Source organism: Pseudomonas matsuisoli (genome assembly GCF_014647635.1).
In the GTDB taxonomy this organism is placed as follows: domain Bacteria; phylum Pseudomonadota; class Gammaproteobacteria; order Pseudomonadales; family Pseudomonadaceae; genus Pseudomonas_P; species Pseudomonas_P matsuisoli.
On sequence record NZ_BMPO01000003.1, the window covers coordinates 219,595 to 241,786 of the forward strand.

Here is a 22,192-nt window from a genome sequence, read left to right on the forward strand (position 1 = left end):
CGCTCACACAATTACCAAAGGACGTTTACGCGTCGGCGCAGGCAGTGCGCGATCGATGAGGTCCAGGTCATCCGCGGTCAGCACAAGCGCCATCGCCGCTGCGTTGGCTTTGACGTGGGCAGGTTCCGCCGCCTTTGGAATTGCAATGAGGCCGTCTTGGCGAAGAGCCCACGCGAGGGCGATTTGCGCGGGTCCGCAATCATGCCGCCTTGCGATCTCCACCAATACATCCCGGGTCAGCAACTCATTGCCCTGCCCCAGCGGGCAGTACGCCATGAGCGGCATCTCCCGGGCCTTGGCCCAGGGAATTAGGTCGAACTCAATCCCGCGCTGCGACGGATTGTAGATCACCTGATTCGTCGCACATCCCGATAAATCCAGCGCTTCGAGCGCCTGCATGTCCGACGTATCGAAGTTGGAAACACCCCATTGACCGATCTTGTTGTCGCGCTGGAGTTGCTCGAACGCCTCGACCGTTTCCTCTAATGGGTAGCTACCCTGCCAATGCAGCAAATAGAGGTCGATCCTGTCGGTACCCAGCCGGCGAAGGCTGCGCTCGCAGGCGTCGATCACGCCGCGCCGGCTCGCGTTGTGGGGGTAGACCTTGCTGACGAGGTACACACGATCTCGGCGTCCTTCGATCGCCTGGCCGACGATTTTTTCAGCGCCGCCCTCCCCATACATTTCAGCGGTGTCAATGAGGGTCATTCCCTGCTCGATGCCCAGCTGTAAGGCAGATACTTCGCGCTGCCGCTCGCTGGGGACTTCGCCCATCCGCCACGTTCCCTGCCCGATACGAGGCACTGGCGTGCCATCGGCAAACTCCAACATCTTCATTTGCGATCCCCCGCTTCTGGTATGTCCATCCGCGCAGGCGGGCTCAGTGCAAATCACCATCGATCACGACGACGACTTTGCCGGAAACGGTGTTACTCGCCAGCGCTTCGAATGCCGCACTCACATCCTCCGCCGCGAACGTTCGCTCGAGCTGCGGCTTGAGTTGGCGGTCCGCGAACAGCGGCCAGACGCGCTCACGCATGTCGCCGATCAACGTCGCCTTGAAGTCCGCGTCCCGGCTGCGCAAGGTGGAGCCGATGAGCTGGATTCGCTTGCCCAGGATCTTGGCTAGGTCCAATTCAGCCTTGCGCCCACCCATGAGCCCGATGAGTACCCAACGGCCGTCCATACCTAAGAGATCGACATCGAGCGACGCGTATGGCGCACCGACTGGATCAAGAATGACGTCGAATGGCGCGAAGTCACGCAGGCTTTCAAGATCGACTTTACGCAAGGCACCACCCTCGGCGCCCAAGGACTCGCAGTACGCCAGACGCTCGGCCGAACCGACACTGACCCAAACGGGGTTACCCATGGCTCTGCAGAGCTGAATACCTGCCGAACCGACACCGCTGGCCCCAGCGTGCAGCAGGACCTTCTGACCCCGCTGCAAGCCTGCTAGCTCAAAGAGATTCAACCACGCCGTGCAATACACCTCCGGGATTGCCGCTGCCTCGTGCAACGTCAGTCCGTCCGGCACGGGAAAAGCATGGCGCGCGTCCACGACCACTTCTTCGGCCATCCCGCCGCCGGCAAGCAACGCGCACACCTTGTCACCGACGTTCCAAGCCGCACCTTCGCCGACCTCGGCAACGACGCCCGCGCATTCCAGGCCTATATAAGGGCTAGCGCCCGGGGGTGGTGGGTACAAACCATCACGTTGCAGAAGGTCTGCGCGATTGAGCCCCGCTGCTGCAACCTTGATTCTGATCTGCCCCGGGCTACATGCCAGCGGGCTTGCATCGACCCATTCCACTCGCCCTTCAATACCTTGCAATGCTTTCACGCTGCCTCCATAGTGACTTCCGAACCTCATCCAGCGCTGCGCTTGAGCGGTTGAACGAGCGATTCGCGTTGCGCCTTGAAATCGGCATCTTCAGGCTTGACTCGACGCCATCTGACTTCGTTCAACCCTTTCGCCTGCCGTCTGGCTTTTCGCGTTTTTGGCGCGTTTCCCAAGGAACCGCGCCCCTGTTAGACGGCCTAATATGCGTTATCACTTGTCAGCGCGTCGAATGCACATGAAGCGACTCATCGGAAGTACAACCGTTGCCCTTGCCCTGGCCTTCGGATCTTTTTCCCTCCAGGCCAAACCGGCAACGAACGAATGGGACGCCTTGCAGCCCGACCGCGACCAGGTCATTGCAAGCCTGAACGTCGTCGAGTTACTCAAGCGTCACCACTACAACAAGCCGCCGCTGGATGATGCGCGTTCGGAGAAAATCTTCGACGGCTACATCAAGATGCTTGACCCTTCGCGCAGCTTTTTCACTGCGGCGGACATCGCCGAGTTCGAACCCTGGCGCAAGCAGTTCGATAATTTCCTGCGCGACGGCCAGCTCGAACCTGGCTTCACCATCTACAAACGCTACCTCGATCGGCAGAAAGTCCGCCTCGAGTTCGCGCTTGGCCTGATCGAGAACGGCATCGACAAGATCGATTTCACGGCTGACGAGGAATTCCAGGTCGACCGCGAGAATGCCGACTGGCCCGCGGACAACGCAGCGCTGGACGATCTCTGGCGCAAGCGCGTCAAGGACGAAGTCCTTCGGCAGAAGCTGACCGGCAAGGAACCGAAAGCGATACAGGAACTGCTGACGCGGCGTTATAAAAGCCAACTGGCACGCCTTGCGCAAACTCGTGGCGAGGACATCTTCCAGGCGTACATCAACGCCTTCGCGCAGACCTACGATCCTCATACCAACTACCTGTCGCCCGAAAACGCCGAGAACTTCGACATCAATATGAGCTTGTCCCTGGAAGGGATCGGCGCGGTGTTGCAGAGCGACAACGATCACGTAAAGGTCGTACGTCTGGTGCCTGCGGGGCCGGCGGAAAAGAGCAAGCAACTGGCCCCTGCCGACAAGATCGTGGGCGTCGCTCAGGGTGATGACGCAATGGTCGACGTCCTCGGCATGCGCCTCGATGAAGTCGTGAAGATGATTCGTGGCCCGCAAGGCTCCAAGGTTCGCCTAGAGGTCATTCCTGCCAGCAACGCACCAAACGATGAATCCACGCGCGTGGTTGCGATCACGCGGGAAGCCGTCAAGCTTGAAGAGCAGGCGGCGAAAAAATCGGTACTCAGCCTCGATCATGAAGGCAAGAAGTTCAAGCTCGGGGTGATCGAAGTACCCGCGTTCTACCTCGACTTCAAAGCGTTCCGCGCGGGCGATCCGAACTACAAAAGCACGACGCGTGATGTGAAACGCCTGATCGGCGAACTGCAGAAAGACAAGGTCGATGGGATCGTCATCGACCTACGTAATAACGGTGGTGGTTCGTTGCAGGAAGCCACCGAGCTGACCGGCCTCTTCATCGACCAGGGCCCGACGGTTCTGGTACGCAACAGCGATGGCCGCGTCGACGTCCTCGCAGGTGAAGAAACCAATGCGTTCTACACCGGCCCCATGGCGGTATTGGTGAACCGGCTTTCCGCGTCTGCGTCGGAAATTTTTGCGGGCGCCATGCAGGACTACCATCGTGCGCTGATTATCGGTGGCCAGACGTTCGGCAAGGGGACGGTGCAGACCATCCAGCCCCTGAACCATGGCGAGCTGAAGCTGACGCTAGCGAAGTTCTACCGCGTCTCCGGTCAGAGCACACAGCACCAAGGTGTAATTCCGGACATTGAGTATCCTGCGATCGTCGACACGAAAGAGATCGGCGAAAGTGCTCTACCGGAGGCCATGCCCTGGGACAGCATCAGCGCAGTGATTCGTCCGCGCACCGATCCATTCGGCCCCTTCATCGACGACCTTAAGAGCAAGCATGAGAAACGCACGTCCACCAATCCTGATTTCGTGTTCAGTCGTGAACGCTTGAGCCTGAACCGCGAGCTGATGAAGGACACCACGGTGAGCCTCAATGAGCAGAAGCGCCGGGCTTATCAGAATGGGATAGAGGCGAAACAGCTGACGATCGAAAACGACCGTCGCCGCGCCAAGGGCGAGGAGCCGCTTAAGAAGTTGGCGGCAGAGGACGAAAACGAAGCGTTGGTAACGGGCAACGAAAAGGACGTGAAGCCCGAAGACGATGCGTACCTCACCGAGACCGGGCATATCCTGCTTGATTACCTCGGCCTCCAGGCCCGTGTCGCCAAGCAGTAACCTTACCTTTCGGCAGCGGGCTCGTTCGAGTTCGCTGCCGGGCCTCTCAAGTCATTAAAGTGTCACGAAACTGTCGTGAAATAGCGCCGACCTAAGAGCACAGTTAGAAGGACGGCGATGCGGTCAGCGCGAGTCGTTTGTTGCAGTGACCTAAGACGCACGTTTCATTCAGGACCCTTACATGAGCCCCGACGAACAGCTATACGCCCTGGATAGCTTGTTGTCGCAGCATAATCTGCAGACGCTGTTCCAACCTGTTTTCAGCATCGCCCAGCGCGATCTCCATGGCTACGAAGCCCTCAGCAGAGGCCCAGCCGACTCCTATTTGCATACCCCACAAGCACTGTTCGAAACGGCGCAGCGCGCTGGACGGCGTACCGAATTAGAGCGTGCGTGCCGTCATGCTGCCTGCTTGCGGTTTCATGAGATGAACCTGCCGGGCAAACTTTTCTTGAACGTCTCACCGGAGGCGTTACTCGCCCCCAAACAGTCATCCGGCAGCACGCTTGCGTTGATGCACTCACTCGGAATACCTGCCCACCGCGTAGTCATCGAACTGACCGAGGACATGCCAACGGGCAACACAGCGATGCTCGCCGGTGCGCTTGCCTGCTATCGGTCGCAAGGTTTCGCCATTGCGCTCGACGACTTGGGTGCGGGTTACTCAAGCTTGAAGCTGTGGTCCGAGCTCAGGCCCGAGTACGTAAAAATTGATCGCCATTTCATCGACGGCATTCATCACGACTCGGTCAAACGAGAATTCGTCGGCGCCATTCTGAATATGGCCAAGGCGTCACGCGCGAGAGTCATCGCCGAGGGCATCGAGCAGCCAGAAGAGTTGCAAACGCTCGCCGACATGGGCATTGATCTGGTGCAAGGCTACCTGCTGAGCCATCCACTCCCCGCGCCTTCCCACACCCCTGATTTCTTGAACGTCGGCGCTGCTTAAAGGGGACCTGAGGATAAACACCGCACCTGAGCTACAGCCTTTCGCCTTCCAACGGAGCGTCTAACGCCCGCTGAGTCGCTTGCGGCTGCTGATCACGCCAACGCCGAAACGCATCTAACTCAGTGGACCAGCTTTTCATTACCCAGCCAATGACTGCCATGTCGTCCAGCAAGCCGAGTACGGGAATCCAGTCCGGCACCAGGTCCAACGGCGAAACGAAATAGGCCAATGCCGCCACGATCGCCAATAATGCCTTGGGATTGACAGCGCGGTACTCGCCTTTCCAATAGGCCCGACACAATGCGGCGAGTAGACCCAGGTCGCCCTTGATATTGCTTGTGCCATGCGCGCGCCCTTTGCGAACGACATTGGCGAGCAACAGCGGCAAACGGCCACTGGCCATGATCGTTCTTGCAACAGGAACGAATCTAAGCAGGTACCAGGGCGTCTTCATTACTTCCTCCAATACTGCGCGGTACAAGGTATCGCGAAGGTTACCCACAGAAGCTGTGGATAAACCTGTTCACAAATATGGGATGACCTACGCAATCGCCCGATTTACGGGGCTCCGATACAGATCGCGCGTTTTTTGCTCATCCAAAAATCGCTTAAATAACAGCGACTTATAAATCACCACATAACGCTGAAAATTTAGCGCTACGGTCTTGCGAATATCTACAAGGATGTGCATAACCATCCGTGGCGATATGCGTATCGATACTATCCAACGGCTTGCTGAGGCATCCATATCGCGGTTTGAACGAATGAATCGCCACTTTGCCGTAGGTCGAATCAAGCGCCAATCCGTATGCCTGCTGCGCTCTTAAATACAGACCCGCCGACGGCGGCAACGGTTGCCCCCATCGCCCAAACAAAAACGCCCCGCTAAGCGGGGCGTTGTCGTAAGCAGCGCTTACTGAGCAGGCTCTTCGCCTTGCTCCGGAGCTTCGGGCGCTTCTGGGGCTGCCCCGTTCTGCTCCTGCGGATCCTTGATACCGAGCAACTCGAGTTCGAATACAAGAACCGAGTTGGCAGGAATCGCCGGGCTCGGGCTCTGCTCACCGTAGGCCAACTCGCTCGGAATGTAGAGCTTGTACTTCTCGCCAACATGCATCAACTGCAGGGCTTCAACCCAGCCGGGGATGACGCCATTAACCGGTAGATCGATTGGCGAACCGCGTTGGATGGAGCTGTCGAAGACCGTACCGTCGATCAACTTGCCTTCGTAGTTCACGGTCACGACATCGGTAGCTTTCGGCTGAGCGCCGTCCGCCTTATTCAGCACTTCGTATTGAAGGCCCGACTCCGTGGTGGTCACGCCATCACGCTTGCCGTTCTCTTCCAGGAATTTCTTGCCTGCAGCCTCGGTTTCGCCGGCGAGCTGGGTCATGCGCTCCTCGGCACGCTTTTGCAGCGAACCGAACGCCTCGATCAGATCGTCATCGCTGATCTTCTGCTCTTTCTTGCCAATGGCATCTTCGATACCCAGCGCGACGGCCTTGGAATCGAGGTCGTCCATGCCTTCCTGGGAAAGGCTCTTGCCCATGTTCAGGCCAATGCCATAGGACGCTTTCTGCGCTGGCGTATTCAGTTCGATCTCGGCGCTTTTGTCGCTGGTTTGCGAGTCGCAACCGCTCAAAACGAGGCCCACCAGGGCCACGGCTGCTGCCAACCGATGTTGTCTCATGCTAATTCCTGTTCCTTACGCTCTTGAGCGGGTCGATGAAGCGGCGAGCTTAGCAGGCTGCTCCGGTATGAGCCACGGGCCATACGAAAGCCGATGTGGCGATTAGTTCAGCCATGGCGCCTTCGCGGACCTTGTACCGCTCAGGCATCAAGCCCTGGAAAGCGCCCGGCGATACCGTTCTCCAATGTCTTGGTTAAACGACCGCTCGTTTCAGCGTGGAACCGAATAGCGGCGAAATGCGGGCGTTCGCCGAAATCGAACCATCGGGCATATCCCGCTGGAACGGCAATGACGTTGCCGGCCTTGCAGTGGATCGTAAACACCCGGTCGCTGGCGTGTAGCGCGAGCAAACAGGCGCCATCGACCACAAACCAAAGCTCAGGCTCGTTCTGAACGTGCTCGACGCGCCAGTCCGGATACGCCGCTGCTCGATCGAATGCCTGACGATCGAGGCGAATGACATCGACTACCGGGCAATGCCGTGCGGTCTTGAGCCGATCGATCTCTCGCCGGTAATGGTCCGCGATCTCTGCTTCGGTCATCGCGAAAGCGCTTGCCGTGATGACATCCAGATGCTCGAAGCCTACATCGATTTCACTCAAGGTCCGGGCGATGTCGTCGAGATGCGTCAACATCTTTATAGGACACTCCGGGTGAAGGTCGTGATAAACGGTCAACGCATTCATTGGCCCATTCCTTTTCAGAGTTGATTCATATGGGATTCCGCCGCGTCGACGGCACGCAGATGATGCCCGCCGCGCCCAACGCCGCGAGGCTCGCTATCGCGAAGGTCCAACCGGCGCCCAGCGTGCTCCAGGTGTAACCCGAATACAGCGCGCCCAAGGCTCCACCGGTACCGGCAAGTGCGGCATAAAGTGCCTGCCCCTGGCCTTGCTCGCGATGGCCGAAAGCACCTTGTACGAAATGCACGGCGGCGGCATGAAACGCACCGAAGGTCGCAGCGTGGAATAACTGCGCCAATAGCAGCACCGCAAGATGATCGGCCAATATACCGAGCAGCAGCCAGCGCAATGCGGCCAGCAGAAAGCTTGCCACCAAGACCTGACGCACATCGAAACGGGAAATGATGCTGGCCATGAATAGAAAAAGTACGATTTCCGAAAGCACCCCCAGCGCCCAGAGCAGCCCGATGACGCTACGGGTATAACCCAAGGTCTGTAAATGAATGCTGAGAAAGGTGTAGTAAGGCCCATGCGACAACTGCATTAGCGCGACGCTGGCAAAGAAGCACAGTACGGCGGGACGCCGGAGTTGCCCAAAGAAGCCCTCCACATCGATGCGTTGTTCCCGAACGACAGGAGACGCCGATGGCACCCAGAAACTGCTGACGACGATGCCGGCAACGATGATCAGCAACGTCCATGGGTAGATCCCCATCCCGGCCAGCTCGAACGCCTTGCCCAGGCCCACCACAGCCAGCACGAACCCAACGGAACCCCATACCCGTACCCGGCTATAGTTCGCAGTGCGCTCCTTTAAGTGCGCAAGCGTGATCACTTCGAACTGCGGTAACACGGCATGCCAGAAGAAAGCGTGCAGCGCCATGACCAGTGCCAGCCAGGCATAACTTTGGTCAACGAATAGCAATGCGAGGCTGAGAAATGTACAAATCGCACCGAAGCGAACGATTCGAAGGCGTTCTCCGGTTCGATCGCCCAGCCAGCCCCACAGGTTGGGCGCGATGCAGCGCATCAGCATGGGAATGGCCACGAGCTCGCCAATGCGTGCCGGCGGGAAGCCCAGGTAATCAAAGTAGAGCGCGAGAAATGGCGCGGTTGCACCGAGTAGCGAGAAATAGCAGAGGTAAAAACTCGATAGTCGCCAATAAGGAAATGTGTTCATTGGCGACTACTGCTCGAACTTAGAATCATCGTAGGGGTGCGGCAGACCTGCTGCTCAGCGCTGGCCGAGCACCGGCGTCGTCACCTTCACGTCTGCATTCTGCGCGCGATGGCGTAGAAGGTGATCCATCAACACGATGGCCAGCATGGCTTCGGCGATCGGAGTCGCACGGATACCCACGCAAGGGTCGTGGCGACCTTTTGTGATGACTTCGACGGGATTGCCTTCGATATCGATGGACTGGCCGGGCGTCGTGATGCTGGACGTCGGCTTGAGGGCCAGGTGCGCAACGATCGGCTGACCGGACGAGATACCCCCGAGCACGCCACCGGCGTTGTTGGACAGAAAACCCTCTGGCGTCAGCTCGTCACGGTGCTCGGTACCGCGCTGCGCGACCGCAGCGAATCCGGCGCCGATCTCGACACCTTTGACGGCATTGATGCTCATCAGCGCATGCGCGAGATCAGCGTCTAGTCGATCGAATATGGGCTCCCCGAGACCCGGCATCACGCCGTCGGCCACCACGGTGATCTTCGCACCAACGGAATCCTGGTCGCGGCGCAGCTGGTCCATGTACGCCTCGAGCTCTGGCACCTTGTCCGGATCAGAACAGAAAAAGGCGTTCTGCTCGACACTGTCCCAGGTTTTGAACGGTATTTCGATTGGGCCCAACTGGCTCATGTAACCGCGTACCTGAATGCCTTGGCTCGCCAGATACTTCTTCGCGATAGCACCCGCGGCCACGCGCATCGCGGTCTCCCGCGCCGAGCTGCGGCCCCCGCCTCGATAGTCACGTACACCGTATTTGTGGTGATAGGTGTAATCAGCGTGCGCGGGGCGAAACAGGTCTTTTATCGCGGAGTAATCCTTGGACTTCTGATCGGTATTGCGAATGAGCAGTCCGATCGCACAGCCTGTCGTCACGCCGTCGAAAACACCCGACAGGATTTCCACCTCATCGGCTTCCTGGCGCTGCGTGGTATGACGGCTCGTGCCCGGCTTTCGGCGATCGAGATCACGCTGCAGATCTTCGGGCGACAGCGCGATACCGGGCGGGCAGCCGTCGACGATGGCGACCAGCGCTGGGCCGTGGCTTTCGCCAGCGGTCGTGACTGTGAATAACGTGCCAAGGGTATTGCCGGACATGCAACGCTCCGCGAACCTGATTCAGTGGAAGGCCGCGAGTATACCCGAGGTAGGGACATTCACGAGGTCCGCTCCTGCGGTCCACCGGGTTCGCGCAATACGCTTGCGCACCAAACTTTATTCGGATGCGACGCTCCAAAGTGACACCCGACCGCTCTGGCGCCGCTTTCCATTCAGGCAAGGGGCCGTATTGAAAGACGAACCGCCGAATCATGCGTATTGCCCTCCTTCTCCTCTGCTCACTCGTGTCGATGTCTATCCACGCTCAGGCCATTTCTCGCAGCAACTTGGATCTGCGAACGCCGACCGGTGTTTTGCACGGCAGCCTCGTACTCCCGCGGGTGTCCGAACGCGTGCCCGTCGTGTTGCTGATCGCGGGCTCAGGCCCGACCGACCGCAACGGCAATAATCCAATGGGACACAACGACAGCTTGCGCCTTTTGGCGCAGGCCCTCGCGCAGCAAGGCATTGCCTCGTTGCGCTATGACAAGCGAGGCATTGCGCAGAGTCGTCCCGCTGCACCGCATGAGGAAACATTGACGATTGAACAATACGCGGATGACGCCGTGCGCTGGGCCCAGAAACTCGGGGCAGATTCGCGCTTCTCCCGCGTCGTGCTCGTTGGCCACAGCGAAGGGGCACTTGTGGCCACACTGGCCGCCAACCGCTCAGGCGCAGCTGCCCTAGTGACCATCGCGGGAAGCGGCCGTCCGTTGGATCAGGTGCTCGACGACCAGCTCTCGACGCGCCTTACGCCTGACCTCATGACGGAAAGCCGAAATATCCTCGACGCCCTTAAAGCAGGAAGGCCCTACCCGATCGTCGATCCGCAATTGCAGGTGATCTTCCGGCCCAGCGTGCAGCCGTTCCTGATGTCCTGGCTACGGCATGACCCGGCAAAAGCGCTGGCGGCGGTCCATATTCCTACCCTGATTGTCCAGGGGGACCACGATGCGCAGGTGGGCGTCGCCGATGCAAAAGCCCTCCAAGCGGCACAACCGGACGCTCGGCTACGCATAATCGGTGGCATGAACCATGTGCTGCGCATCACGCCCAAGGAATTCGAGCTGCAGCGGGCGTCCTACGACGATCCCAGGCTGCCGGTCGCACGCGCCCTCGTCGAGGCCATTGCGACGTTTATCATCAGCACAGCGACCGACTCACCCTCCAGCTGAACGAAAAGCGGCCGATACATCCATCAATGACCGATGCCCTATCCCTGCGCCCCCATGCGCCATCGATAGGCTGGGAATGTCATCAAGACCTGGATATCAGCCATGAGCGAAACCGAAACCGACAATGCCGCAGCGTCCGACATCACCGGTGCGCCGGCGCCCTCGCCCTCGCCCTGGACCAACTTGGGTCCCGAGGCCTTCGAACTCCTGCGTTTGAACCCGTTGCCGACCGATCGGTATACAGGCGCTCGCCCACTGCGCTTCGTCCAACTAGGTACGCTCGAGCGCCACAGCGAAGCAGAAAGCCTGCTGCGGCTGAGCATTCAGGTGCCTGGTGTAAAGCTTCGCCCAGAGCGAAACGGGCTCGACGTTTGGGTCGATCACCGTGCGCACCAGGTTCGCTTCGGCCCTGCAACTGGCCTGCAAACAGAGCCGCTCAACCGAGGACTTGGGCGATTCCTGGCCGCAAAGGGGATTGCCTGGGCGAAACGTCGCTGGAGCCGCTACAGCGTCGAGAGTGTGGCACTCACACCCTCGTTGACCGAAGACGGGCGCCTTACACGCGACCGTTTTCTACAAGGGCTCGGGTTCACCGTGAGTTATCAGGATGAGCAGAAACTCAAAGCTCACTGCCATGCTGAAACGGTGGGCAGCCTGATGACGGACTGGTCGCAGGAGAAATTGCAGGTCGTTTCGCCCCTTGAAAGTGCCGCCATGCTGCAAAACGCCGATCAGCAACTTCAGGAACAGGACGCGCGCCTACGCGACCTGAATGAACGGCTGGCGCGGCTCAAGCACGAAGACGGCAGCCTGCGATTCACCATCATTTGCCTGGTGACCTTCGCCATCTTCCAGGCGGGATTGCTGATCTGGATCGTGACGCACTGACTAGCGCTGGCACGCGTTTAATACTCAAACAATACCCTGTAGGAGCCAGCTTGCTGTCGATCCGGTGGTGACGCCGATCCTGAGTGAAATCAAAACCGCTATCACCCCCTCGCCCAAGGCAAGCGACGCTCACGCTCAACGCACGCGCGAACGAAACAAGGCTTGGTGTGCACGACACTGCGCAGCGGCCAGCAAAAACACCCCGTGTCCGCCGTTCTCGAACTCGAGCCAGGTGAAGTCCACTTCCGGGTAAAGCCCTTCCACATGCACTTGGCTGTTTCCGACCTCGACGATCAGCAGCCCTTGTTCGCTAAGGTGATCGGCGGCCTCCGCCAGCATTCGCCGGACTAGATCCAGCCCATCGTCCCCACACGCCAGACCCAGCTCGGGTTCGTGGTGATATTCCGCCGGCATGTCCGCGAAATCTTCAGCATCAACGTAGGGCGGATTGGACAGGATCAGATCGAAGCGCTGTCGCGGCAACCCATCGAAACCATCGCCCTGTACCGTGAAGACGCGCGACTCGAGCTCATGCTGCTCGATATTGAGATTGGCCACTTCGAGCGCTTCGAAAGACAAATCAGCCAGCACCACTTCCGCCTCAGGAAAAGCGTAAGCCGCAGCAATACCAATGCAGCCTGAGCCCGTGCAGAGGTCCAGTATCCGCTCCGGCGTACGGGGCAGCCACGGATCGAAGCGACTGCCGATCAATTCGGCGATCGGCGAACGAGGGACAAGGACGCGTTCATCCACGATGAAAGGCAGGCCGCAAAACCACGCCTCACCCAGTAGATAGGCCGTCGGCACACGCTCGTCGGTTCGCCTGGCCACGAGGGTCCGAAGGCGCTCGCATTCGTCTTCTTCTAGGCGACAGTCGAGATACGCATCCGCGACTTCATAGGGCAGACTCAACGCACCCAGCACCAACTGGCGCGCTTCGTCCCACGCGTTGTCGGTACCGTGGCCGAAGAAAAGATTTTCCTGATGGAACCGGGTGACTGCCCAGCGAATGTAGTCACGTATCGATCGAAGGCGAGAGGGGGCGATGGTCACAACGAGAGCTCCTTCGAAAAGGAACGAAGTTTAGCCGCTCGTCCTACCGGGTGAAACGGCCTTCGTGGGCAGATCGTGGCAACGATGCATACAACCGGCCCGCGTATCGACCTGTAGGAGCAAGCCAAGCCTGCGATTACAGTATCAGGCAGACAGCAATTGCATCAGTCCCAGCACCTCGCGGGCATGGCCCGCTCCCACGACGGCATCGCCGTCATGCATCAACGCTTCTTGGGTTTGCCCTTGGGTTTTTTCTTGCTCTTCATAGGCAAGACCTGTTCGAAGGCGCGGCGCAATTCGTCCGCGGGCTTGTCGTTGATGTCATGGATTCGCTTATCGCGCTCCGCCGCGAAATCGATCAATTTCTCGTCAGTGCTCATGATCACCCGTACAACAAGCGGAATGTGAGATTCAGCCGTGGCGCGCATGGTTTACGCGTCTTGGCTACCTGATGCTGCCAATAATGCTGTGTCGCGCCGCGCATGACCAGCAGTGAACCATCCCCTAGAACCAATGAGTGCGTTGCGCCTTGTCGATCGCGGCGACGCAAGTCGAAGCGGCGTTCGCCGCCCAGGCTGAGGGATACGACGACTGGATTACCCCCCAATACCGCCTCATCATCGCTATGCCAACCCATGGAGTCCTGGCCGTCGCGATAGAGATTCAGCAAGAGGCCGTTCATTTTTTGACCGACTTCGGCTTCTACGCGCGCTCGAATTTCAGCCAAAAGCGGCGTCCATGCGAGCGGACGATGCTCGATCCCAGAATAGCGATACACCGCTTCGGGGTCGCCGTACCATGCGGTCAACCGTGGAATCGGATGCTGTCGACCGTATAGGGTGACCGAGGGACGTTCCCATGGTGTCTGCCTCTCCAGCGCTCGAAACCATTCTTCTGCCTCAACCGCCGAAGCCCAGCCCGCTATATATGTTACGTGCGCATCGGGAAGTTCTAACAGAGAAGGCGCAGTGAACAGTGACATGTTCAAACTTCGATATCGACCCAGACACCCTGGCGGGGCAAGCCCTCGATGAGCGGATCCTCGTCAGCGACAACCGTTCGATCCGAAGCCTGCGGCGATCGACTTCGCCGCCGGCGCTGACGTCGTTCGAGATCACCAACGGTATCGGCAATGCCTTGCTCACCCGAATCCGGAGCTCCGCCGGGCTGCGTATTGACCGCGGGCGCAACCGGCGTAACGGTCGTCCGGGGCTTGGACGGCTCAGGCGGCAGAACCGGCGCAATGACAACATTAGGAATGGAAGGCAGCATCGAGTCACCTGGCGTTACGCGGGGCGGATGCGCCGTACTCTACTATCATCCCTGGGCCACGCGCCACGCCGTGGTATGCCCGGACGAAGCGCCAGGACGAATGGATGGTGCTTTACGTTTTTCCCATGCATCCGACCATCCGGCGCCATCGCTCTCACGCGTGCATTCAGCTAACATCACCGGCTTTTTCGAAAGGGGGAGATCGCGGGCATGGCTCAACAGTATCAACCGGGTCAACGCTGGATCAGCGACAGCGAAGCAGAGCTCGGCATCGGCACGATTCTCGCTCAGGATGGCCGTCTGCTGACCGTGCTCTACCCCGCGACCGGGGATACGCGCCAATATGCGCTGCGTAACGCGCCACTGACGCGCGTCCGCTTCGTACCCGGTGACGAGGTCACCCACTTCGAAGGCTGGAAAATGACCGTCCGCGAGGTAGACGATGCCGAAGGCCTGCTGACCTACCATGGCCTGGACGAACAACATCAGCCCAGAACCCTGCCCGAAACCGAACTCTCCAATTTCATCCAGTTCAGGCTCGCGAGCGATCGTCTGTTCGCCGGGCAGATCGACCCGCTCAACTGGTTCTCGCTGCGTTATCACAGCCTGGAACATCGTAGCCGCCTGCTGCAGTCCTCCCTTTGGGGCTTGGGCGGGGTTCGCGCGCAACCGATCCCGCACCAGTTGCACATTGCCCGCGAGGTCGCCGATCGTTCGGCACCACGCGTCCTGCTGGCGGACGAAGTCGGCCTGGGCAAAACCATCGAAGCCGGCTTGATCATCCATCGCCAACTGCTTTCCGGTCGTGCCAATCGGATTCTGATCCTGGTTCCGGAAAACCTGCAGCATCAATGGCTCGTGGAAATGCGCCGCCGCTTCAACCTGCAGGTCGCGCTGTTCGATGCCGAACGCTTCCGCGAAAGCGACGCCAGCAACCCCTTCGAAGATGCTCAACTCGCGCTGGTGGCGCTCGAATGGCTGAAAGAAGACGATCGCGCGCAGGACGCTTTGTTCGCGGCAGGCTGGGATCTCATGGTCGTCGACGAGGCGCATCACCTCGTTTGGCACCCAGAGCGAAGCAGCGCCGAATACGCGCTCGTCGAACAATTGGCGGAGGTCATTCCCGGCGTACTGCTCTTGACCGCGACCCCAGAACAGCTCGGCCAAGACAGTCACTTCGCACGGCTGCGTTTGCTCGACCCGAGCCGCTTCCATGACCTGGAAGCCTTCCGGGCGGAAAGCGCCAACTATCGACCGGTGGCCGAAGCAGTGCGTGAATTGCTGGATAAGGGATCGCTGTCGGCATCGGCAACGGCGACGATCAGCCGTTTCCTCGGCAGCGAAGGCGAAGCACTCGTCCAGGCCATCAACGGTGGCGACGGGGAAGCGGGTCCGCGTCTGGTACGTGAGCTGTTGGACCGGCATGGTACGGGACGGGTGCTGTTCCGTAATACGCGTCAGGCGGTCCAGGGTTTCCCCGAACGGCAACTGCACGCCTACCCGCTCGCGAGCCCGGACGAGTACCTGGAGCTTCCCGTTGGCGAACATGCCGATCTATACCCCGAGCTGAGCTATCAAGCGCAACAGGACAACCCTGAAGAAGACCGCTGGTGGAACCTCGATCCGCGTGTCGAGTGGCTCGTCGACCAACTCAAGTTGCTGAAGAAATTCAAGGTACTGGTCATTTGTGCACACGCGGAAACGGCGCTGGACCTGGGCGACGCCTTGCGGGTCCGCTCCGGGATTCCGGCAACCGTCTTCCATGAAGGCATGACGATTCTCGAGCGCGACCGCGCTGCGGCGTACTTTGCCGACGAAGAATACGGCGCCCAGGTATTGATCTGTTCCGAGATCGGTAGCGAAGGCCGTAACTTCCAGTTCGCACACCACCTGGTGCTGTTCGACCTGCCCGCGCACCCAGACCTTCTCGAGCAGCGCATTGGCCGTCTCGACCGCATTGGCCAGAAGCACGTCATCCAATTGCATGTGCCCTACCTGGAAAACACCGCTCAGGAACGGCTTTTCCAGTGGTACAACGAGGCCCTGAATGCGTTCCTGGCCACCTGCCCCACCGGCAACGCGCTGCAGCACACGTTCGGCCCGCGCCTCTTGCCGCTCCTCGAAGGCGGTGACGACGATGAGTGGAACGGACTCGTGACGGAAGCCAATGCCGAGCGCGAACGCCTGGAAAGCGAGTTGCAGACGGGTCGTGACCGCCTGCTAGAGCTGAATTCCGGCGGTGAAGGCAGCGGCCAGCGGTTGGTCGAAGCCATTGCCGAACAGGACGATGAGTATGCGCTGCCGATCTATATGGAAATGCTGTTCGATGCCTTCGGCATCGACAGTGAAGACCATTCCGACAATGCCCTGATCCTGCGGCCCAGCGAAAAGATGCTGGACGCCAGCTTTCCGCTAGGCGACGACGAAGCGGTCACGATCACCTACGATCGCGAGCAGGCACTGGCGCGCGAAGACATGCAGTTCCTGACCTGGGAACACCCGATGGCGCAAGGCGGCATGGATCTGGTGCTGTCAGGGTCGATGGGTAATACCTCCGTCGCGCTAATCAAGAACAAGGCGCTGAAGCCGGGCACGGTGTTGCTCGAACTGCTGTACGTCAGCGACGTCGTGGCGCCCAAGGCGTTGCAGTTGGGTCGCTACCTGCCGCCTGCAGCACTTCGTTGCCTGCTCGATGCGAACGGCAACGACCTCGCGTCGAAGGTCGCCTTCGAAACGTTGAACGATCAACTTGAAAGCGTGCCTCGCGCCAGTGCCAATAAATTCATCCAAGCGCAACGCGATGCTCTGGCGCAACAGATCAACGCTGCCGAAGGGAAGGTCATGCCACGCCATCAAGCGCGCGTTGAAGATGCGCGGCAGAGACTAAGCGCAGAATTGGATGAGGAATTGGCCCGATTGACGGCGCTCAAAGCGGTCAACCCAAGCGTTCGGGACAGTGAAATCGAAGCGCTTCAGCGTAATCGCGAAGAAGGACTGCAATTGCTGGACAAGGCATCGCTACGGCTGGAAGCCATTCGCGTGCTCGTTGCCGGCTAACGTTTGGCAGAAGGTAACCAGTGGCTTGCCGCCACTGGTCATTATTTGAACGTTAGTCGCATATTTTTATTTAAAAATCTGTTTTACCCTGCTAAATCACTCCCGAAAGGTCCGGATTAGACACTTTCAGTAAAGCGCCTGAAAATATTGGATTTTTGGCGCCAACAATTTGAAACGAAGCCCTTGTTGCTCGGTCGAACACCGGACACTTGCGCCAGGTATGACATATGGAAGTGCAAAGCCTCGGCGCCTTATTCGCGCTAACGACGGACGGCCGTACGCTTTACGGTTTCCGCCACGACTATCGCTGGCTCATGTTCGCTTTGCTGATCATCACGGCAGCGGCATATAGCTATTTCGGCATGGTTGAACGCATACGCAAAGCCACCGGTGATGTGCCTCGTCGAGTTTTGTGGCAAAGCCTTTCTACGCTAAACCTAGCGGGCGGCATTTGGGCGATGAACGTGGTCGCCATTCTCTCAGTGCAAACACCTGCTACCACCGCATACGATTTGTCTCGAACCAACATCTCGATCCTACCGGCACTGATTGGGTCCGGAGGGATAGTGTTGTGCATGAGCAATGTTGCCGCGCGTCAGCGACTAAGAACGGGCATGACGACACTACTGCTTGCCATCACCGCATGCGCGGTTCATCACAGCGCCCTCAGTGCACTCGATTTGGCCGCTCCGCTACGATTGGAAGCGGGCTGGATCGTAGCGTCCCTAGCCATCTCCATAGCGGTTGGCTACCTAGCGCTGACCGTCGCCGCGGGGTTGAATGACGATATCGAGAAGCGTCACTGGCAGCGTTTCGCCGCCGCCCTGTTACTCGGCACGGCGATCGTCGCCTTGCATTACTGCGGCATCGAAGCCAGATCCATTGCCCTGCTCGGCAATGTTGCACCGCAGTGGCAGCCTGCCAATGACCGCGCCCAATTGAGCGGCGCCATCGGCATCATTACGCTCCTGTTGATGGTCACTGCGGTGCTCACCGAGCGAATCGATCGGCGATTACAACACCGCAACGATGACCTGCACCGCATGCGTGCACTGCTGAAGCGCTTGGATCGACCCGACGATGTACTGCACATGGCAGCGCACCAGGATCCGCTCACTCAATTGCTGAACCGGCGCGGATTGGAAACGGTATTCGAAGAACGGCTGCTGGAGCATCGCGCATCGGGTCACCCCCTTGCGTTGATGTTTCTCGATATCGACCACTTCAAGCGTATCAATGACAGCCTGGGCCATGATGCTGGCGATCAGCTGCTGAAAGTCATCGCGCAACGTGTTCGTGGTGAACTGCGGGACGGCGACTCTATCGCCCGCTTCGGCGGCGACGAGTTCTGCATCCTCGTTCCTGTCGAGCACGAAGAAGAAGCGCGCGGGCTGGCTCGAAGAGTCATGCAGAAGATGAAAGAGCCTATTTCCTTATCCGGGCGCAACCTGGTCATGACGACCAGCATCGGTATCAGCTTTTTCCCCGATCACGGGAATACGCCCGAAGAGCTCATGAAACATGCGGACCTCGCTCTCTATCAATCCAAGGAGGCCGGTCGCGATGGCGTTCATCTCTTCGATAACGAGCTCAAGCAGCGCGCGCAAAGCGACCTTCGCCTCGAACAGGAGCTTCGCCAAGCGCTGGCGAACGATACGGATCTCGAGCTTCACTATCAGCCGGTCGTGCCTATCGATGGCGGAGCGCCGGTGCAACTCGAAGCGCTGATTCGCTGGAATCATCCGCGCTACGGCATGATTGCAGCCGAACGCTTCATTGGAATCGCCGAGGCCAGCGGGTTCATTGGCGAGCTCGACACCTGGGCGGTAAATCGTGCATGCCATGACCTTATAGAGTTAACGAATAAGGGACACACGCGAATCCAGGTCGCCATCAACTGTTCGGCGCTAAATTTCGCCGACGAAGAGCTTCCTAAAACGCTGGAAGTCGCGCTACGGCGCTCGGGTGTCAGTCCGTTGAGATTGAACGTGGAGATCACCGAAGACGCGGTCACGTCCCATGTTCAACGCGCAGTCAAGTTGTTGAAGAAGATCTACCGACTTGGCGTCTCCATCTCGATCGATAATTTCGGCACTGGCTATTCATCACTGCCTTACCTTAAGCGGCTTCCGCTGGAGCTGGTCAAGATCGATCGGGCTTTCACGGGCGAGCTGACCGTGGCCAACGAGAGCCAGGAGATCGTTCACGCCATCATTGCCATGGCGCACGCGATGCAGCTCAAGGTCGTGGCCGAAGGCGTCGAAACGAGCGAACAGCTGCAATGCCTGCAAGGGCTCGGCTGCGATCTCGTCCAGGGGCACCTGATTTCCGCGCCGCTCGGCATGCCGGCACTGCTCCGCTATCTTGAGCGCCCTCACGCACGTGGGCACACCATCCTGACCGGGTCCGACTTGCCTTGAAGAGAGCGCTCGCGCGCCGCTGGTCACGCGAATCGGCGTCCGGCGGGAAGGAATAGGTCGGTTCGTGTAGAATACTCGGCCCTTCACGTCAGGAGTCCGACATGCGCACTCGCAAGCCCAATGCAACTGCTACCCCGAAACCCGCTCCAGCAGTCGAGACCAGCGAATCGATCGAAGCACAAGTCGCGGCATTCTTGAGCTCAGGCGGCCAGATCCAACAGATTGCCAAAGGCGTCAGCGGCCAGACCCAGCCGTCGCGCCACATCACCATCGGCAAGCGCTAACCGTCTTAGATCAACTTCATTTACGACCGACCGTTCCTTCGTCCGCGAAGTACACGATCGGTCGCCATCTACCGCCTTCCGGTCCGTTCCCGCCATAGCCTGATCAATTCCTCGGGTGCTTCCTGCTCCCCTACATGCAAACGCACGTCTTCCGTCGCGGCGTCATCGTTGAAATTGATCAAAATCACGAAATAGCGCTGGTCTCCCCGCCCTGCCTCGTCCGCAGCCTGAGCCTTCGGTGCAGCGCTTAGTAAAGCCTGGCGTATGCGCGCCCGCTCATCTTCCGAACAACTACCCAGCGCAATGGAGCAGCTATTCCGCTGCCCTGGGAGAAAGGCAACCCCCCCCTCACGCGACAGGTTGATCTGCGTCGCCTGATCCAGCGGAGGGAGCGTGCTCACGCGATGACACCAACGTCGACCCATGCTTGGCGTACCGATTGCTGTTCAACTCCAACACCGTAAAGCCGCTCCGCTACGTCAACGGTCAGGGCTGCGAACTGAGAAAAATCCGCGGTATCCCACAGTCCCTCGTCGCACAGCGCCTCATACCAGATACGCCCACTCTTTTCCCAGGCATAACCGCCAATGGCGGTCGCCGCGAGATAGAACGCGCGGTTGGGAATGCCGGAATTGATATGGACACCACCGTTGTCTTCGGTCGTATCCACGTAGTCACGCATGTGCCCGGGCTGAGGGTCCTTGCCGAGTGCAGGATCGTCATAGGCGCTGCCGGGTGCTTTCATCGAACGCAGAGCGGTCGCCTTCACCTCATCGGTGAACAATCCGACACCGATCAGCCAGTCCGCTTGCTCGACGGAATGCTTCGCGTGGTACTGCTTGACCAGGGTCCCGAACACGTCGGCAAGAGACTCGTTCAACGCACCGGATTGGCCCTTATAGGCGAGGCTGGTTTCATGTTCGATTACCCCGTGCGCCAGTTCATGGCCGACGATGTCGATGGCGATCGTGAAGCGATTGAAGATCTCGCCGTCACCGTCGCCGAATACCATTTGCTCGCCGTTCCAGAAGGCGTTTTCGTAGTTTTGCCCATAATGCACCGTGCCGATCAATGGCAATCCTGCACCATCGATGGAGTGGCGCTGGAAAACCTCCCAGAAGAGCTCGTACGTCGCGCCGAGGTACGCGTACGCCTCATCAGCGGCGACATCGCCGGTCGTGGCCTGACCCTCGGCACGGATCAACCGGCCCGGCAATTGGGAGCCGCTTTCAGCCGTATGAACATGACGACTGATCTGTCCGGGCGGCGTATTTCTGGCAGTCGCCAACGTGGTGGACGCGCGCCCTATCGCCGTGCGTCGCAGGCGCAGTTGGTTATCGAGCGCGAGTGAGTTCTGAGCCAGTGTGCGAAGGCGAGCATGACCATGCTTGGCAAGATGGTCGAGCAGGTAAGGCGGCAAGACGCAGGCCAAGCAATTACGAGCGTGCATGATGAAGACCTATTGGTTCGAAGTGACGCTTCACGTCAGACCTTGGCGAAGCGGATTGATTCGGGATACCGCGCATGGGCAACCGAAATCTTCAGAAGTGCGACAAACCGGCTACAGGAATACGGCCAAAGACAATCAGACGCTGATTACATGACAAAAAATGGCTATAGTCCGCCCACACCGCGCAGCTTCTTGCGCAACTATCGATGAGGGATCACACATGACGCGTTGTTTCATGGGGCTTGCGCTAATCGCGACTCTCGCAGGTTGCGCTACAGCTCCGTGCGACACCCCATGGTCGGACGGCGAATGTCGCGCCACGAAGCTGCTTCAGCAGAACGACCTGTTACAGGCCAAGATGCTCGCGGCGGCAGGTAATCCTGAGTATTACGAACTCGCCAACGCACTTCTGGAGCGCGCGACGCCGACCGATACCACCGGTGAAGCGGAGTTCTACCGGGCGATCCTGCTCATCCGTCAGGGGCCTCAAGCTGAAGAGGTGCTTCCCCATCTCGAAAAAGCGGCGGACAGACGACACCCCCACGCCATCGCCCTGCTCTACAAAGTCTACAGTGAGCCCTATCTCGTTGCCGAAGCGGACCCCGTCAAAGCCGAGCACTACCGAACACTGTATGGGCAGCTCGACGTGGCCAAGAGCGGCTATCCGTCGTTCGAGAAAGCGTTGAGCCTCGTCACGACGCTCGTTCAGCCCGAAACTCAAGGCTGAACCTGATAACGATTAACCGATGGCTGACGTGCCAGTTCGCGTTCTGAACGGGGTGGGC

20 protein-coding genes and 1 pseudogene are annotated in these 22,192 nt (G+C 59.2%); 8 read left to right on the plus strand and 13 right to left on the minus strand.

The features are described from left to right. Nucleotides 1-3: 3 nt before the first annotated feature. Together IEY47_RS07285 and IEY47_RS07290 are read right to left on the minus strand one after the other, a co-directional pair. Nucleotides 4-837: an aldo/keto reductase gene (locus IEY47_RS07285; RefSeq protein WP_188982507.1), complete on the minus strand. Its 834-nt coding sequence runs from the start codon at nt 835-837 to the stop codon at nt 4-6. Nucleotides 838-880: 43 nt separating this feature from the next. After that, nucleotides 881-1,843, minus strand: a complete 963-nt coding sequence (locus IEY47_RS07290; protein WP_188982508.1) for an NAD(P)H-quinone oxidoreductase — start codon at nt 1,841-1,843, stop codon at nt 881-883. Nucleotides 1,844-2,078: 235 nt separating this feature from the next. Between IEY47_RS07290 and IEY47_RS07295 the strand changes: the two genes are divergently transcribed. Beyond that, a complete protein-coding gene (locus IEY47_RS07295) occupies nt 2,079-4,163 on the plus strand; it encodes a carboxy terminal-processing peptidase (protein WP_373293534.1) in 2,085 nt (694 codons plus the stop codon). Between the two features lie 181 nt (nt 4,164-4,344). Beyond that, nucleotides 4,345-5,073: pseudogene (locus IEY47_RS07300) on the plus strand (EAL domain-containing protein); the annotation flags it as partial. 70 nt (nt 5,074-5,143) lie between these two features. Here IEY47_RS07300 and IEY47_RS07305 read toward each other — a convergent pair. The 5 genes from IEY47_RS07305 to aroC all read right to left on the minus strand — a co-directional run bounded on the left by IEY47_RS07305 (nt 5,144) and on the right by aroC (nt 9,808). Then, nucleotides 5,144-5,566: a YkvA family protein gene (locus tag IEY47_RS07305; RefSeq protein ID WP_188982511.1), complete on the minus strand. Its 423-nt coding sequence runs from the start codon at nt 5,564-5,566 to the stop codon at nt 5,144-5,146. Between the two features lie 459 nt (nt 5,567-6,025). Continuing rightward, nucleotides 6,026-6,799 carry a BamJ family beta-barrel-assembly machinery protein gene (gene bamJ / locus IEY47_RS07310; protein WP_188982512.1) on the minus strand — a complete coding sequence of 258 codons (774 nt, stop codon included), beginning with the start codon at nt 6,797-6,799 and terminating at the stop codon, nt 6,026-6,028. Between the two features lie 140 nt (nt 6,800-6,939). Next, nucleotides 6,940-7,485: an acireductone dioxygenase gene (locus IEY47_RS07315; protein WP_188982513.1), complete on the minus strand. Its 546-nt coding sequence runs from the start codon at nt 7,483-7,485 to the stop codon at nt 6,940-6,942. A 25-nt stretch (nt 7,486-7,510) separates the two neighbouring features. Further along, nucleotides 7,511-8,662 (minus strand): MFS transporter, encoded by a 1,152-nt coding sequence (locus IEY47_RS07320; RefSeq protein WP_188982514.1) that lies wholly within the window; start codon nt 8,660-8,662, stop codon nt 7,511-7,513. A gap of 54 nt (nt 8,663-8,716) precedes the next feature. Then, entirely contained in the window at nt 8,717-9,808 is a 1,092-nt protein-coding gene (gene aroC / locus IEY47_RS07325) for a chorismate synthase (protein ID WP_188982515.1), read from the minus strand. 212 nt (nt 9,809-10,020) lie between these two features. Between aroC and IEY47_RS07330 the strand changes: the two genes are divergently transcribed. Together IEY47_RS07330 and IEY47_RS07335 are read left to right on the plus strand one after the other, a co-directional pair. Then, nucleotides 10,021-10,983 carry an alpha/beta hydrolase family protein gene (locus IEY47_RS07330; protein WP_188982516.1) on the plus strand — a complete coding sequence of 321 codons (963 nt, stop codon included), beginning with the start codon at nt 10,021-10,023 and terminating at the stop codon, nt 10,981-10,983. Nucleotides 10,984-11,085: 102 nt separating this feature from the next. Further along, nucleotides 11,086-11,871, plus strand: a complete 786-nt coding sequence (locus IEY47_RS07335) for a hypothetical protein (protein ID WP_188982517.1) — start codon at nt 11,086-11,088, stop codon at nt 11,869-11,871. A gap of 135 nt (nt 11,872-12,006) precedes the next feature. Here the strand turns inward: IEY47_RS07335 and prmB are convergent, their stop codons facing one another. The 4 genes from prmB to IEY47_RS07355 form a co-directional block, all read right to left on the minus strand. Beyond that, entirely contained in the window at nt 12,007-12,918 is a 912-nt protein-coding gene (gene prmB / locus IEY47_RS07340; protein WP_188982938.1) for a 50S ribosomal protein L3 N(5)-glutamine methyltransferase, read from the minus strand. Nucleotides 12,919-13,145: 227 nt separating this feature from the next. Next, nucleotides 13,146-13,304, minus strand: coding sequence for a hypothetical protein (locus tag IEY47_RS07345; protein WP_188982518.1), 159 nt, complete (start codon nt 13,302-13,304; stop codon nt 13,146-13,148). A gap of 2 nt (nt 13,305-13,306) precedes the next feature. Continuing rightward, nucleotides 13,307-13,906, minus strand: a complete 600-nt coding sequence (locus IEY47_RS07350; protein ID WP_188982519.1) for an alpha-ketoglutarate-dependent dioxygenase AlkB family protein — start codon at nt 13,904-13,906, stop codon at nt 13,307-13,309. A 2-nt stretch (nt 13,907-13,908) separates the two neighbouring features. Further along, a complete protein-coding gene (locus tag IEY47_RS07355; protein ID WP_188982520.1) occupies nt 13,909-14,196 on the minus strand; it encodes a hypothetical protein in 288 nt (95 codons plus the stop codon). A 210-nt stretch (nt 14,197-14,406) separates the two neighbouring features. On the opposite strand from IEY47_RS07355, the gene rapA reads away from it, so the two are divergent. From rapA to IEY47_RS07370, 3 genes are all read left to right on the plus strand, one after another. Beyond that, on the plus strand, nt 14,407-17,253 hold the full coding sequence (gene rapA, locus IEY47_RS07360) for an RNA polymerase-associated protein RapA (protein WP_188982521.1): 2,847 nt from the start codon (nt 14,407-14,409) through the stop codon (nt 17,251-17,253). 227 nt (nt 17,254-17,480) lie between these two features. Next, nucleotides 17,481-19,673 (plus strand): putative bifunctional diguanylate cyclase/phosphodiesterase, encoded by a 2,193-nt coding sequence (locus tag IEY47_RS07365; protein ID WP_188982522.1) that lies wholly within the window; start codon nt 17,481-17,483, stop codon nt 19,671-19,673. 101 nt (nt 19,674-19,774) lie between these two features. Next, nucleotides 19,775-19,957, plus strand: a complete 183-nt coding sequence (locus IEY47_RS07370; RefSeq protein ID WP_188982523.1) for a PFL_1563 family small protein — start codon at nt 19,775-19,777, stop codon at nt 19,955-19,957. 68 nt (nt 19,958-20,025) lie between these two features. On the opposite strand, the gene IEY47_RS07375 is transcribed toward IEY47_RS07370, so the two are convergent. Continuing rightward, entirely contained in the window at nt 20,026-20,358 is a 333-nt protein-coding gene (locus tag IEY47_RS07375; RefSeq protein ID WP_188982524.1) for a protealysin inhibitor emfourin, read from the minus strand. Then, complete coding sequence (locus tag IEY47_RS07380; RefSeq protein ID WP_188982525.1) at nt 20,355-21,407, minus strand: M4 family metallopeptidase; 1,053 nt, start codon at nt 21,405-21,407, stop codon at nt 20,355-20,357. Before IEY47_RS07380 ends, IEY47_RS07375 begins: the two co-directional genes overlap by 4 nt. A gap of 220 nt (nt 21,408-21,627) precedes the next feature. On the opposite strand from IEY47_RS07380, the gene IEY47_RS07385 reads away from it, so the two are divergent. Further along, entirely contained in the window at nt 21,628-22,134 is a 507-nt protein-coding gene (locus IEY47_RS07385) for a hypothetical protein (protein ID WP_188982526.1), read from the plus strand. Nucleotides 22,135-22,192: the final 58 nt, after the last annotated feature.

Coding starts and splice junctions, on each gene's coding strand:
- IEY47_RS07285 (WP_188982507.1), bottom strand. CDS start 837: ATGAAGATGTTGGAGTTTGCCGATGGCACGCCAGTGCCTCGTATCGGG.
- IEY47_RS07295 (WP_373293534.1), top strand. CDS start 2,079: ATGAAGCGACTCATCGGAAGTACAACCGTTGCCCTTGCCCTGGCCTTC.
- IEY47_RS07305 (WP_188982511.1), bottom strand. CDS start 5,566: ATGAAGACGCCCTGGTACCTGCTTAGATTCGTTCCTGTTGCAAGAACG.
- bamJ (WP_188982512.1), bottom strand. CDS start 6,799: ATGAGACAACATCGGTTGGCAGCAGCCGTGGCCCTGGTGGGCCTCGTT.
- IEY47_RS07315 (WP_188982513.1), bottom strand. CDS start 7,485: ATGAATGCGTTGACCGTTTATCACGACCTTCACCCGGAGTGTCCTATA.
- IEY47_RS07320 (WP_188982514.1), bottom strand. CDS start 8,662: ATGAACACATTTCCTTATTGGCGACTATCGAGTTTTTACCTCTGCTAT.
- aroC (WP_188982515.1), bottom strand. CDS start 9,808: ATGTCCGGCAATACCCTTGGCACGTTATTCACAGTCACGACCGCTGGC.
- IEY47_RS07330 (WP_188982516.1), top strand. CDS start 10,021: ATGCGTATTGCCCTCCTTCTCCTCTGCTCACTCGTGTCGATGTCTATC.
- IEY47_RS07335 (WP_188982517.1), top strand. CDS start 11,086: ATGAGCGAAACCGAAACCGACAATGCCGCAGCGTCCGACATCACCGGT.
- IEY47_RS07345 (WP_188982518.1), bottom strand. CDS start 13,304: ATGAGCACTGACGAGAAATTGATCGATTTCGCGGCGGAGCGCGATAAG.
- IEY47_RS07350 (WP_188982519.1), bottom strand. CDS start 13,906: ATGTCACTGTTCACTGCGCCTTCTCTGTTAGAACTTCCCGATGCGCAC.
- IEY47_RS07355 (WP_188982520.1), bottom strand. CDS start 14,196: ATGCTGCCTTCCATTCCTAATGTTGTCATTGCGCCGGTTCTGCCGCCT.
- rapA (WP_188982521.1), top strand. CDS start 14,407: ATGGCTCAACAGTATCAACCGGGTCAACGCTGGATCAGCGACAGCGAA.
- IEY47_RS07365 (WP_188982522.1), top strand. CDS start 17,481: ATGGAAGTGCAAAGCCTCGGCGCCTTATTCGCGCTAACGACGGACGGC.
- IEY47_RS07370 (WP_188982523.1), top strand. CDS start 19,775: ATGCGCACTCGCAAGCCCAATGCAACTGCTACCCCGAAACCCGCTCCA.
- IEY47_RS07380 (WP_188982525.1), bottom strand. CDS start 21,407: ATGCACGCTCGTAATTGCTTGGCCTGCGTCTTGCCGCCTTACCTGCTC.
- IEY47_RS07385 (WP_188982526.1), top strand. CDS start 21,628: ATGACGCGTTGTTTCATGGGGCTTGCGCTAATCGCGACTCTCGCAGGT.